The organism is Mycobacterium sp. NGS35 (genome assembly GCF_059812855.1).
Genome location: NZ_JCALDL010000003.1, coordinates 261386 through 274266, shown reverse-complemented (window position 1 = coordinate 274266; position 12881 = coordinate 261386). Strand labels below are relative to the sequence as shown.

The following is a 12881-nucleotide window of genomic DNA, read 5'->3' as shown; positions in this document are numbered from 1 at the left end:
CCGCTACTGGGTCAGCGCCTGGTCGAGCCAGCTTCGCAACGCCGCGACGGGTGCTGCGCCGGACTGCCGGGCCAGCACGTTGCCGTGGTCGATCACCAGAAGTGTCGGAACCGCCTGCACGGTGAAGCGCTGCGCGGTCGCAGGCGCGGCGTCGACGTCGACCTTGACCAGCTTCAGGCTGCCGGCCCGCTCCTGCGCGAGTTGCTCGAGTGCGGGACTGACCATGCGGCAGGGCCCGCACCAGGTTGCCCAAAGATCGACAAGCACTGGCACAGAAGACTTTTCGACGACCTCGGCGAAATTGCGGTCGTCGGCATCGATGATCCACGGCAGCCACTGCCGACAGTTAGCGCAGCGCGGCTTGCCGGTGGTCGACGCGGGCACGCGATTGCGCGTACCGCAGTGCGGGCAGGTGACGACGTTGTTGCTCACCGGTCAAGTGTGCCGCGGTCGCTGTGGCCGAGCGTGCGCCGCTGTACGCCCGTGCCGGCGTGTCGGTGCACAGACGCGCACGCTCGCGCCAAACGAGGGTCACGTGGGTAGCTCGACTGACACCTCGTCGGGCGTCTTGTCCGGGCGCAGCCCGCGCCAGCTGGGGTGGCGCAGCCGGCCGTCGCCGGTCCACTCGCTGTAGCGCACCTCGCCGACGAGCTCCGGCCGCACGAACGTCACCCCTTTGCGGTCGGCCCGCGGCAGCGGCTCGGTGAACGGCGACTCGTCGGTCTGCAGCGGAGTCAGGATCTTCTTGAGCCGGTCGAGCTCCTTCTCGGTGAACCCGGTGCCGACGCGGCCCACGAACCGCAGACCGTTGCCGTCGGGAATGCCCATCACCAGCGCGCCGATCTGGCTCGTGCGGCCGCCGGTGCCTTCCCGCCAGCCGCCGATCACGATCTCCTGGGTGTTCCAGTTCTTGTCCTTGATCCACGCCTTCGACCGCCGGCCCGGCTGATAGGTGGAATCCCAGCGTTTGGCCACCACGCCTTCCCAGCCGCGCTTACGGGAATACGCCAGCGCGTCGGGCCCGTCACCGCTGAGCAGCTCAGGCACGATCAGCTCGTCGCGGTCAGCGGCCAGCGCCTCCAGCACCCGTCTGCGGTCGCGGTAGCGCGCCCGCAGCAGCGAGCGCCCGTCCAGCTGCAGCACGTCGAACGCCCAGAACTCGATCCGCGTCGCGCGGGCGCGGTTCTGCATCTCGGAGAAGCTGGGCACGCCGTTTCTGTCCAGCGCCACCACTTCGCCGTCGAGGATCGCGTGGTGCTCAGCCAGCGCGTCGACCACCGCCTGCAGTCCCGGGTATTCGCCGGTAACGTCGCGACCGCTGCGCGACTGCAGGCACATCCGCCCGTGGTCGGCCTCCATCAGCAGCCGATAGCCGTCGAACTTGCCCTCGAACGCCCACTCGTCGTGAGTGAGGTTCTCGACGGAGCCCAGGGTCGCCAGCATCGGCGCCATGTCACGCACGGTCGGCGAGTCCTGCTCTTTCATCCGGTGCGCCAGCCATTGGTCGCCCTTGGTCTGAATCAGCGCATAGCGCCCCGAGATTCGCTTTCCGTGCAGCGTCACGATCACTTCGTCGTCGCGGAACTTCTCGGCTTCGTAGGTGCCGGTGTCCCAGACGATCATCTTGCCTGCGCCGTATTCCCCTTTGGGGATGGTGCCCTGAAACGTCAGGTATTCCAGCGGATGGTCTTCGGTGTGCACCGCGAGATGGTTCACCGATGGAGTGTCGGGCAGATTCTTCGGCACCGCCCAGCTGACCAGTACTCCGTCTCGTTCCAGCCGCAGGTCGTAGTGCAGCCGGCGGGCATGATGTTCCTGGATGACGAACCGGTTGTTCGCGCCCGGCGTGGGCGCTGAAACGTCAACGGGCTCAGGTGTTTTCGACGCATCACGCATGCTGCGGTATTTGGCCAGCCGGTCGCTGGTGGCCATGTCGGCGTCTAGCGGCGCCAGCAGATCGCCGTGTTCGGCGACTCTGCGCAGCACCTCGTCGAAACGCAGCTGCCGCAGCTCGGGATCGTCGAGTTCCTCCCAGGTGCGCGGCGCCGCGACCGTCGGCTCTTCGCGCCCCCGCAACGAATACGGCGCAATGGTGGTCTTGGCCGCGTTGTTCTGGCTCCAGTCGACGAACACCTTGCCGGTGCGCAGGCTTTTGGTCATGGTCGACGTGACCCGCTGGGGGTCGGCCTGCTCGAGCTGCTGAGCCACCTTCTTCGCGAGCGTGATCGCGCCCTGCGAACTGATCGGCTTGTCCAGTGGCGCGTACAGATGCACGCCCTTGCTGCCGCTGGTCACGGGGTACGTCGTCAGGCCGATGTCTGCCAGCAGGTCGCGAATCTCATGGGCCACTTCGACGATCTGGGCCATCGGCACGCCGGGCCCGGGATCCAGGTCGAACACCAAACGCGTTGCAGGGCCTGGCTTTCCGTTCAAGAACCGCCATTGCGGCACATGCACTTCCAGCGCCGCCTGCTGCGCGATCCACGCGAGTCCCGCCGGGCTGTCGATGATCGGATAGGTGGTAACGCCCGACTTGTGCACGACCGTGCCGCGGGTCAGCCAGTCCGGGGCCGAGTCGGCGAGCTGCTTTTCGAAGAACGACCCCTCCGCCACGCCGTTGGGCCACCGCTTGCGGGTGGCCGGGCGGCCGGCGATGTGCGGCAGGATGCATTCGGCGATGCCGATGTAGTAGCCGAACACCTCTTCTTTGGTGGTGCCCGTCGCCGGGTACAACACCTTGTCCGCGTTGGTCAGCCGCACGTGCGGACCAGCCACGCGTTCCGGCGGCCACACATGCGGAATCCCAGCCATGGAGCCTGTGTTCCCTTTCGGCGGCACCTTCCAACGCGGACCAAGGTATACGCCGGCGTGTCCGTCATACTGAGGTATGCGGTCAATCTGGAAGGGCTCACTTTCCTTCGGGCTGGTGAATGTCCCGGTGAAGGTCTACAGCGCGACCCAGGACCACGACGTGAAGTTCCACCAGGTCCACGCCAAAGACCACGGCAGGATCCGCTACAAGCGGGTCTGTGAGAAAGACGGCGAGGAAGTGGACTACCGCGACATCGCCCGGGCCTACGAATCCGACACCGGACAGACCGTGATCATCACCGACGAGGACCTGGCCACCCTTCCAGAAGAGCGCAGCCGCGAAATCGAGGTGCTGGAATTCGTCCCCGCAAGCGACATCGATCCGCTGTTGTACGACCGAAGCTATTACCTCGAGCCCGACTCCAAATCGACGAAGTCCTATGTGCTGCTGGCCAAGACGCTGGCCAACACCGACCGCGTGGCGATCGTGCACTTCGCGTTGCGCAACAAGACCCGGCTTGCGGCGTTGCGGGTCAAGGACTTCAGCAAACGCGACGTGATGGTGATCCACACACTGCTGTGGCCCGACGAGATTCGCGATCCCGATTTCCCGGTGCTGGACAAGGAAGTCGAGATCAAGCCGGCCGAATTGAAGATGGCCGAGCAGGTGGTGGAGTCGATGGCCGACGACTTCAACCCCGACCAGTTCCGCGACACCTACCAGGAACACCTGCATGACCTGATCGAGGCGAAACTCGAAGGCGGCGAAGCGTTTCCGACCGAAGAGAAGCCAGCCGACCTCGACGTCACCGACGACGTGTCGGATCTGCTGGCCAAGCTCGAGGCCAGCGTGCGACGGCGCCGCTCGGAGTCCGGCGGCTCGGCGAGCAAGAGCGCCGCGAAGAAGGCACCAGCGAAGAAAGCCGCCAAGAAATCGTCAGCCGCAAAGCCCGCGGCATCGGGCAGCGCGAAGAAGTCGGCTGCCAAGAAGGCACCGGCGAAGAAAGCCGCCGGCAAGAGGTAGCGCGGCCACAGCGCGTTAGTCTGCCGGGGTGATCCTCGACAGATTCCGGCTTGACGATCAAGTAGCAGTGGTGACCGGCGGCGGGCGCGGCCTCGGCGCGGCGATGGCCATCGCCTTCGCCGAAGTGGGCGCCGACGTCCTCGTCTCGTCGCGCACCCGAAGCGAACTCGACGACGTCGCCGACAAGATCAGAGCACTCGGCCGGCGCGCGCACGTGGTGGTGGCCGACCTCTCCGACACCGACGCCACCGCGGCACTGGCGCAGGCCGCGGTCGACGAGTTCGGCCGGCTCGACATCGTGGTGAACAACGTGGGCGGCACCATGCCGAACCTGTTGTTGAACACCACCACGAAGGATCTGAAGAGCGCGTTCACGTTCAACGTTGCGACCGCCCACGCGTTGGTGGTCGCGGCGGCGCCGCTGATGCTCGAGCACTCCGGCGGCGGCAGCATCATCAACATCACGTCGACCATGGGCCGGGTGCCCGGCCGCGGCTTCGCGGCGTACGGCACCGCCAAGGCTGCGCTCGCGCACTACACCCGGCTGGCTGCGCTGGATTTGTGCCCCCGCATCCGGGTCAACGCGATCGCCCCCGGATCGATCCTCACCTCCGCGCTGGACGTGGTCGCCAGCAACGACGAGATGCGCACCCAGCTGGAGAAGGCCACCCCGATGCGCCGGCTGGGCGATCCCGCCGACATCGCCGCTGCCGCAGTCTATTTGGCGTCTCCGGCCGGGGCATACCTGACCGGCAAGATCCTCGAGGTGGACGGCGGACTGAACATGCCGAACCTCGAACTGCCCTTCCCTGACCTGTAAGGAGACGCCGATGACATTGCGAGTCGCCCAGATCGGAACCGGCAACGTCGGCAAGCATGCACTCGCCGGCGTCCTCACCGATCCCGCGTTCGAGCTCACCGCCGTGTGGGTGTCGTCGCCCGACAAAGCCGGACGCGACGCCGCCGAACTGGCCGGAATGGACCGGCGGACCGGGGTAACCGCCACCAATGACGTCGCGGAAGTGATTGCGACACAGCCTGATTGTGCGGTCTACACGGCACTGGCCGACAACCGGCTGCCGGACGCACTAGAGGACTATCGACGGCTGCTCGCGGCCGGCATCAACGTGGTGGGCAGCGGGCCGGTGTTTCTGCAATACCCGTGGAACGTGATTCCCGACGAGCTGATCAGCCCGCTGGAGCAGGCGGCACAGCAAGGGAATTCGAGCGTATTCGTCAACGGCATCGACCCGGGTTTCGCCAACGACCTGCTGCCGCTGGCGCTCGCGGGGACGTGTCAGAGCATTCAGCAGGTTCGTTGCATGGAGATCGTCGACTACGCGACATACGACAGCGCGGCGGTGATGTTCGACGTCATGGGCTTCGGCAAGCCCCTCGACGAGATCCCGATCCTGCTGCAGCCGCGGGTGCTCAGCATGGCCTGGGGCTCAGTGGTGCGCCAGATCGCGGCCGGGCTGGGCATCACGCTCGACGAGGTGGTCGAGGTGTACTACCGCGAACCCGCGCCCGAAGATTTCCGGATCGCAGCCGGGCCCATCGCGAAAGGCACCGCCGCGGCGCTGCGGTTCGAGGTGCGGGGGCTGGTGGACGAACGGCCCGCGGTGGTGCTGGAGCACGTGACGAGGCTGCGCGACGACCTTTGCCCGGACTGGCCGCAGCCTGCCCAGCCCGGCGGCTCCTACCGCGTCGAGGTCACCGGCGAGCCGTCGTACGCACTGGACCTGTGCCTGTCCAGCCCCAACGGCGACCACAACCACGCCGGATTGGTGGCGACCGCCATGCGCGTCGTCAACGCGATTCCGGCCGTCGTGGCCGCCGAGCCGGGTATCCGCACCACGCTCGACTTGCCGCTCGTGACCGGCAAAGGGCGGTACGCTCCCTAGCTACAGGGTTTTGGAAAGGACCTCCATGAGCATCCGGATCCGCTACGTCTTGGCCGCCGGTGCGGTCGCTGCTCTGTTCGGCGCGCCGGCCGCCGCCGCTGACGACCAGACCTGCACCACCACGGGCACCAACGACACCGTGTGCAGCTCGCCGGGCAACGTTCAGATCAACGACTCGCCGTCGGTCAGCGAATTCACGTTGCCGTACTGGGACGAGGCCTACGCCGGCCCGTACCCGGTGCCGTACGACGAGAGCAGCGGCGAAGGGCGCCGCTAGGCCGAGCTCGTGCTGACGATGCGGTGGTCGGCAGCGGCGGTGCTCGCGGCGGCCGGGTTCGCGGTCGGCACCGCCCCCGAGGCAACCGCGCTGCCGACCTGCGCCACCGTCGCGCCGTGGACCATGCAGTGCGAGCGCGGCACCCACACGTCGATCAACAGCTCACCGAACGTCGTCGTCGCGCCCGGGCCGTACCTCGAGCAGCCGTGGCTGTACCGTGGCGGCCCGGTCTTCGGCATCGGCGGCTGGTCCGTGCCCTGATTGACCGCCGCAGCATTCGGGTAACCTAACTTTCCGATTCGCCAGACCGGAAACCGGGAGCCCACCTTGGTAGTGCCGCCGATCACCGAGGCGCGGCTGCGGCCCAGCTGGTATCTGCTCGGCCCCGCGTTCGTCGCCGCGATCGCCTACGTCGACCCCGGCAACGTCGCTGCCAACGTCAGCGCCGGAGCACAGTTCGGCTTTCTGCTGGTGTGGGTGATCCTGCTGGCCAACGCGATGGCGGGGCTGGTGCAGTACTTATCGGCCAAGCTGGGCCTGGTCACCGGCCAATCACTGCCCGAGGCCGTCGGCAGCCGGATGCGTCGCCCCACCCGGCTGGCCTACTGGGCGCAAGCCGAAATGGTGGCCATGGCCACCGACCTCGCTGAAGTGGTGGGTGGGGCGCTGGCACTGCGGTTGCTGTTCGGGTTGCCGTTCGTGGTCGGCGGTTTGATCACCGGGCTGGTGTCGTTGCTGCTGCTGATGGTCCAGGACCGTCGCGGCCAGCGCATGTTCGAGCGGGTGATCACCGGGCTGCTGTTGGTCATCGCCATCGGTTTTCTCACCAGCCTGTTCGTCAACTCACCGCCGGCCAGTGACGTGGTCGCGGGCCTGCTGCCACGCTTTCAGGGCACCGAGAGCGTGCTGCTGGCCAGCGCGATGCTCGGCGCGACCGTGATGCCGCATGCGGTGTACCTGCATTCGGGGCTGACGCGCGACCGTCACGGCCACCCCACGGGCCACCGCCGGGCGGTGCTGATGCGGGTCACCCGCTGGGACGTGGCGCTGGCGATGGTGGTGGCCGGTGCGGTCAACATGGCCATGCTGCTGGTGGCGGCCAACAACCTGCAGGGCCGCCACGACACCGACACGATCGAGGGTGCGCACGCCGCGGTACGCGACACCCTGGGGCCGACGGTCGCGTTGTTCTTCGCGATCGGGCTGCTGGCTTCGGGCTTGGCGTCGACGTCGGTGGGCGCATATGCGGGCGCGATGATCATGGCCGGGCTGCTGCGCCGCAAAATCCCCCTGCTGGCGCGGCGGTTGATCACGCTGGTGCCGGCGCTGGTGATTCTGGGGGCCGGGCTGGATCCCACCCGCGCGCTGGTGTTGTCGCAGGTGGTGCTGTCGTTCGGGATACCGTTCGCGCTGATCCCGCTCGTCCGGCTGACCAGTGATACGTCGGTGATGGGCACCGACGCCAACCATCGGGTCACCAGCGCGTTCGGCTGGGTAATCGCCGCGTTGATTAGTGTGCTGAATGTGGGACTGCTGTATCTGACTGTCGCGGGCTGACCGTCGAAGCTGATGCACAGGTACTTCGCCTACGGCTCCAACCTGTGCGTCGCGCAGATGGCGCGGCGCTGCCCTGACGCCGCCGACCCCGTTCCCGCGACGCTGGCCGACCACGACTGGCTGATCAACCAGCGCGGCGTCGCCACCGTCGAGCCGTTTCAGGGCATCCACGTGCACGGGGTCGTCTGGCAGGTGTCCGATCGCGACCTGGCGACGCTGGACAGCGCCGAGGGCGTGCCCGTGCGCTATCGCCGTGACCGGCTGACCGTGCACACCGCCGAGGGACCCGCCGAAGCGTGGGTGTACATCGACCACCGGGTGCAAACCGGTGCGCCGCGGCCGGGATATCTGGAACGGATCATCGACGGAGCGATCCATCATCGCCTGCCACACCGCTGGATCGAGTTCCTGCGCCGCTGGGATCCCACCCACTGGCCGCGTCCGCTCGCGTCGAAAAGCACTGGGCCGCAAACACTTTCGGAGCTCCTGCAACAGCCTGGGGTGCACGAAGAGAGCCAGTTGCGGTCACGGTTCGGGTTTCTGGCCATCCACGGCGGCGGCTTGGAGCAGATGACCGACGTGATCGCCGAGCGGGCCGCAGACGCGGCCGGTGCGTCGGTGTACCTGCTGCGCCACCCGGATCGCTATCCGCACCATCTGCCGTCGGCGCGATTTCGCGCCGAGGAGTCGGTGCGGCTCGCGGAGTTCCTGGGGCACGTCGACACGGTGCTGTCGCTGCACGGCTACGGGCGCATCGGACGCAGCACCCAGCTGCTGGCCGGCGGCCGCAACCGAGTGCTGGCCGCACACATGACCCGCCACCTGCACCTGCCCGGCTACCAGCTGGTGACCGACCTCGCCGCGATACCGCCGGAACTGCGCGGCATGCATCCGGACAACCCCGTCAACCGCACCCGCGGCGGTGGTGTCCAGCTGGAGCTGTCACCGCGAGTGCGAGGCATCAGCCCGCGAAGCCGCCCACCCGAGGACGACGGGCTCGCGCCGGTCACCTCCGCACTGGTGCACGGTCTGGCCGCGGCCGCCCGCAGCTGGGCCTGACCGGCCCATCCGGCCCGGCGCCTGGTCCGAATACCGGGTGTGAAGCGCACTGGCCAAGCGACGCCCGCCATCTACCGGACCAGGATCACGCACCTGCGGCAGGCGCCGGTGAACCACTACTTCGAACACCGCAGCTACAGCTGGTACGTCGACGTCGACGACCTGCCGGACCTGCCCCGCTGGCTGCGCGCCTTCGCCCGCTTCGACCCCCGTGACCACTTCACCGGTTCCGACGCCGATTCACTGCGCCAGCGTCTCGACGCCGTCCTCGCCCGCCACGGCGTGACGCTGCCCGGCGGGCAGATCACCGCGCTGCTGCAGCCGCGGGTGCTCGGCCACGTGTTCAACCCGCTGACCCTCTACTGGTGTCACGATCGCGCCGGGCTGCTGCGACACGTGATCGCCGAGGTGCAGAACACCCGCGGCGAACGGCACGCGTATCTGTTGCCGTCGGCCGACGCGCCGGTGCTGGCCGTCAAACGGATGTACGGCTCCCCGTTCCACCCGGTCGACGGCCACTACGTGCTGCGGGCGCCGCGCCCTGGCCACCGCCTTGACGTCGAGGTGTCGCTGTACCGCAACGACGCGCCGGCGTTCGTCGCGACCGTGCGCGGAACCCGCCGTCCCGCGACCGTGGCACAGTTGCTGCGGCTGCAGTTCGTCGCACCTGCGGCGCCGCTGCTGGCCGGGTTCGCCAGGCGGCTGCAGGGCGTCATGCTGTGGCTGCGCGGGATGCGCCGGGTGCCGTGGCAGCCGATGGCCGCCAGTGGACCGTCGGTGTCCTGCGCCGTGCACATCGACGTGACCGACCCGCCGGAGCAAAGCGTTGCGTCATGACGACGCTCGCGGTCCCGCTAGGCTACCGCTCGATGGTCGGATCGTCGCAGCGCAACAGCGAGCTGGACGCGTTGCTGGGCCGGGTGGCCCGCCAGGATGCCGACGCGTTCGCCGCGTTCTACGACCGCACCCGCGCTCGCGTGTTCGGGATGGTGAGCCGGGTGCTGCGGGATCCCGGCTACAGCGAAGAAACCACACATGACGTGTATCTGCAGGTGTGGCGAAGCGCCGGCAGTTTCGACCCGGCAACAGGTTCGGCACTGGCATGGCTGCTGACCATCGCGCACCGGCGGGCCGTCGACCGGGTCCGGGCGGAGCAGGCCGCCAGCCAGCGCGAGGTCCGCTACGGCACGACCACCGCCGAACCGGCGGCCGACGTCGTGGCCGACGCGGCGATTTCCAGCGACGAGCGCCGTCAGGTGGTCGACTGCCTGGCCGCGCTCACCGAGCCGCAACGCGAAGCAATCGAACTGGCGTACTACGGCGGATTGACGTATTCGCAAGTGTCCGAGCGTCTTTCGACTAACCTTGCGACCGTCAAGTCACGGATGCGCGACGCGTTGCGCGGCCTGCGCAATTGCCTGGGTGTGACATGACCGAGCCGTCCGACTTCGAACTCGTCGAGCTGGCGACGCCGTATGCGCTCGACGCCGTCGGCGACGACGAACGCGCCGGGATCGAGCATCGAGTCGCCCGGGCGCCGGCCGTGGTCGCTGATGCATTCCACGACGAGGTGCGCGGGGTGCGGGAGACGCTGGCCGTGCTGTCGGCGGCGACGGCGGTTGAGCCGCCCGCGCATCTGCGCGACCGAGTGCTGGCCGCAGTCGCTTCGCGTCCCAGGCAAACTCGTTGGCGCACAACGCTTCTCGCTGCCGCTGCGGCGCTGGTGGTGGGCCTTGGCGCGTTGGCCGCCGGGCTCGCGCTGCGCCCGGCGCCGCAGCCGTCCACAGCCGAGCAGGTGTTCGCCGCACCCGACGTGCACACGGTCTCGGGGGCGATCCCCGGCGGCGGCACGGCGACGGTCGTGTTCTCGCGGGAGAAGAACGCCGGCGTGCTGGTGATGAACAACGTGCCACCGCCCAAGCCGGGCACGGTGTATCAGATGTGGTTGATCGGCGACCAGGGCCCGACGTCGGCGGGCACGATGGACGAAAAGGCCGTCGCGCCCTCGACCCGGGCCGTGCTGCCGGACCTGCGCCATTCGAATGCCCTCGCCTTCACCGTCGAGCCGGGCAGCGGCTCCGACAAGCCGACCAGCCCGGTGATAGCCAAGCTGCCGCTCAGCTGAGCGTCGCGGCCGCGGCCTCGGCGATCACGTCGGCCGCGTCGTGGCGGCGCTGCCAGGCGCGCAGCTGGCGGGTCGCGCCGTTGCCCTCTGCGGCCAGCCGCTGCAGTTCGCCGGTCACCTGCCGATACTCGCCGAGCTCTTCCAGTGCCGGGCGCAGATGGTCGACGAACCTGGCCAACAGCTCGCCTGTGCGCACGGGTCGCGGGCGGTCGGCGAGGTCCACCGCCCAACCGTCGAGCCCGTCCCGGGCGGCCTTCCAGTACGCGGCACGCAACGTCTCGGCCGGCACCCGCGGTGCTGCGCGGCCCCGCTCGATCTCGTCGAGCGCGGTCATCACCGCGGCCCGGATAAGCGTCGCCAGCAGCACCGTCTCGGCGACTGTCGACGGCACGTCGGCCACCCGCACCTCGATGGTCGGGAACTTCGACGACGGCCGCACGTCCCAATAGATCATCCCGTCGTCGATCACCGCGCCGGTGTCCAACAGCATCTCGACCGTCGACTCGTAGTGGGCCACCGACTCGAAGAACGGTGGCGGCCCGGCACTGGGCCAGCGTGCCCACAGCACGCTGCGCCAGCTGGCGTAACCGGTGTGGGCGTTGCGGTAGATCGCGGAGTTGGCGGTCAGCGCCAACAGCAGCGGCAGCCACGGTCGCAACCAGTTGCTCACCGCGACGGCCGCAACGCGATCGGGCACCGCGACGTGGACGTGACAGCCGCAGATGCCTTGTTCGTGGGCAATCATTCCGAAGTGCTCGCCGATGGTGCGGTAGCGCGGAGTGTCGGTCACCGGGAAGTGGTGGGGCACCGAGGGCGGCAGCGCGACGGCCAACAACTGCGCGCCGGCAGCCGACGCGGCCTCGGCGGCGGTGCGGCGCAACCGGCGCAATTCGGTGCACAGTTCGTCGCTGCCGGCGAGAACACCCGAGGTCGTCTCGACCTGGCAGCTGGTGAGTTCGAGCTGAAGCCTCACTCCGCGCGCATCGGCGTAATCGGCCACCGCCCGGTTGAGCGGCACAGGTTCGCCGGTGCCGGGATCGACGAGCAGGAATTCCTCTTCGACGCCGATCGTAGGATGTTCGCCCATGGTGTCCGCATTCTCTCACCGATGCGCAGAAGCACCTGACGCCAACGGTTTTTCGCGGTGTTCCGCGCACAATTCTGGGACGCTCGTGTCATAGTGGGCGCACTCGGCGATCGGAGACGGAGGCGCGGGATGGCGAAATCGGTTGCGCCAGCGATTGTTTCTTGCGTGCTCGCCGGTTTGCTGCTCGCGGTCGGCGGCTGTTCTTCTGAGCCCAAGACCGTCACCAAAGAGGACGTCGCCAACCAGATCCGCGACAAGGAGTGGGCGGGCAGCAAGCCGGAATCCGTGTCGTGCCCGGACAATCTGCGCCCCAGCGTCGGTGCGACAGTGGTCTGCGAAATGACGGTCAAAAGCCAGGCGTACCGGGTGGACGTCACCGTCAAGAGCATCAACGGCGACAACGTCGTACTCGACATGCAGGCGCGCCGTTGACCCGGTCGTTGACGAGCCCGCTCCGACAAGCGATTCTGGCCTGATGGGAGCCGAACAGCCGTCACGTAAACCCGGCGATCCGGTGGCACGGTTGCTACGGCTGCCTCTGTCCACCAAGGAGTTCATCGAGCGGGTCGTCACCGGAAGCGTGAATCAGTCGGGGCGGCAAACGCTTTTCATGTTGTTCACCACCTGGGATCTGGCGGGCGGCGGCCCGTTCGCCGCCAGTGCTGTGGCGACGACGGGATTGGCCAAGACCGTGGACATCGTCGAGAAGAGCCTGACGGTACCGGTCTTCAGCCCGCTGCTGAAGCGGCTGGGCGTCGACAGGATCAAATTGCGCGCGTCGCTGTGTGCGTCGCAGGTGGTGGGGCTGGGGATCATGCGCTACGCGGTCCGCTCAGAACCCATCCACTCGATGGACGTCAATACCCTGGTCGACGCGGTGGCACCCGCGTTGCAGCATTACCTCACCGGCGACTTGTCTTGAGCCGCAACCCTTTTCGCTTCAACCCGCACCGCTGACGAATCGTCGTGCCGGGCGGCGCGGACGACGGAAGTGCGCTGAATCACGCGGCGCAGGCGGGGTTGCTCCCGGTCAGGGA

15 protein-coding genes are annotated in these 12881 nt (G+C 68.1%); 12 read left to right on the top strand and 3 right to left on the bottom strand.

Translation table 11 applies throughout. The features are described 5' to 3' along the window. Positions 1–3 precede the first annotated feature (3 nt). Together trxA and AC5Y4C_RS08930 are read right to left on the bottom strand one after the other, a co-directional pair. A complete protein-coding gene (trxA, locus tag AC5Y4C_RS08935; protein WP_499906573.1) occupies positions 4–432 on the bottom strand; it encodes a thioredoxin in 429 nt (142 codons plus the stop codon). Positions 433–531: 99 nt separating this feature from the next. Further along, positions 532–2811, bottom strand: coding sequence for an ATP-dependent DNA ligase (locus tag AC5Y4C_RS08930; protein ID WP_499906575.1), 2280 nt, complete (start codon positions 2809–2811; stop codon positions 532–534). 76 nt (positions 2812–2887) lie between these two features. Between AC5Y4C_RS08930 and ku the strand changes: the two genes are divergently transcribed. The 10 genes from ku (at position 2888) to AC5Y4C_RS08880 (ending at position 10757) form a co-directional block, all read left to right on the top strand. After that, positions 2888–3835, top strand: a complete 948-nt coding sequence (ku, locus tag AC5Y4C_RS08925; protein ID WP_499906577.1) for a non-homologous end joining protein Ku — start codon at positions 2888–2890, stop codon at positions 3833–3835. 28 nt (positions 3836–3863) lie between these two features. Beyond that, a complete protein-coding gene (locus AC5Y4C_RS08920) occupies positions 3864–4655 on the top strand; it encodes an SDR family oxidoreductase (RefSeq protein WP_499906579.1) in 792 nt (263 codons plus the stop codon). Between the two features lie 10 nt (positions 4656–4665). Then, a complete protein-coding gene (locus tag AC5Y4C_RS08915; RefSeq protein ID WP_499961660.1) occupies positions 4666–5739 on the top strand; it encodes an NAD(P)H-dependent amine dehydrogenase family protein in 1074 nt (357 codons plus the stop codon). Between the two features lie 25 nt (positions 5740–5764). Beyond that, complete coding sequence (locus AC5Y4C_RS08910; protein WP_499906583.1) at positions 5765–6016, top strand: hypothetical protein; 252 nt, start codon at positions 5765–5767, stop codon at positions 6014–6016. 9 nt (positions 6017–6025) lie between these two features. Continuing rightward, positions 6026–6277, top strand: a complete 252-nt coding sequence (locus AC5Y4C_RS08905; RefSeq protein ID WP_499906585.1) for a hypothetical protein — start codon at positions 6026–6028, stop codon at positions 6275–6277. 66 nt (positions 6278–6343) lie between these two features. Beyond that, positions 6344–7573 (top strand): Nramp family divalent metal transporter, encoded by a 1230-nt coding sequence (locus AC5Y4C_RS08900; protein ID WP_499961659.1) that lies wholly within the window; start codon positions 6344–6346, stop codon positions 7571–7573. 12 nt (positions 7574–7585) lie between these two features. After that, positions 7586–8632, top strand: a complete 1047-nt coding sequence (locus AC5Y4C_RS08895) for a poly-gamma-glutamate hydrolase family protein (RefSeq protein ID WP_499961658.1) — start codon at positions 7586–7588, stop codon at positions 8630–8632. Positions 8633–8671: 39 nt separating this feature from the next. Further along, positions 8672–9469, top strand: a complete 798-nt coding sequence (locus tag AC5Y4C_RS08890) for a DUF1365 domain-containing protein (protein ID WP_499961656.1) — start codon at positions 8672–8674, stop codon at positions 9467–9469. A 32-nt stretch (positions 9470–9501) separates the two neighbouring features. Beyond that, entirely contained in the window at positions 9502–10065 is a 564-nt protein-coding gene (gene sigK, locus AC5Y4C_RS08885) for an ECF RNA polymerase sigma factor SigK (protein WP_499907446.1), read from the top strand. Then, positions 10062–10757, top strand: coding sequence for an anti-sigma factor (locus AC5Y4C_RS08880; RefSeq protein WP_499906593.1), 696 nt, complete (start codon positions 10062–10064; stop codon positions 10755–10757). The genes sigK and AC5Y4C_RS08880 overlap by 4 nt, the downstream gene beginning before the upstream one ends. Here the strand turns inward: AC5Y4C_RS08880 and AC5Y4C_RS08875 are convergent. Next, positions 10750–11844, bottom strand: a complete 1095-nt coding sequence (locus AC5Y4C_RS08875; RefSeq protein WP_499961655.1) for a glutamate--cysteine ligase — start codon at positions 11842–11844, stop codon at positions 10750–10752. The genes AC5Y4C_RS08880 and AC5Y4C_RS08875 overlap by 8 nt on opposite strands. A 129-nt stretch (positions 11845–11973) precedes the next feature. On the opposite strand from AC5Y4C_RS08875, the gene AC5Y4C_RS08870 reads away from it, so the two are divergent. After that, positions 11974–12276 (top strand): DUF4333 domain-containing protein, encoded by a 303-nt coding sequence (locus AC5Y4C_RS08870; RefSeq protein WP_499961653.1) that lies wholly within the window; start codon positions 11974–11976, stop codon positions 12274–12276. 43 nt (positions 12277–12319) lie between these two features. Beyond that, complete coding sequence (locus AC5Y4C_RS08865; RefSeq protein WP_499906599.1) at positions 12320–12766, top strand: TetR/AcrR family transcriptional regulator; 447 nt, start codon at positions 12320–12322, stop codon at positions 12764–12766. Positions 12767–12881 lie beyond the last annotated feature (115 nt).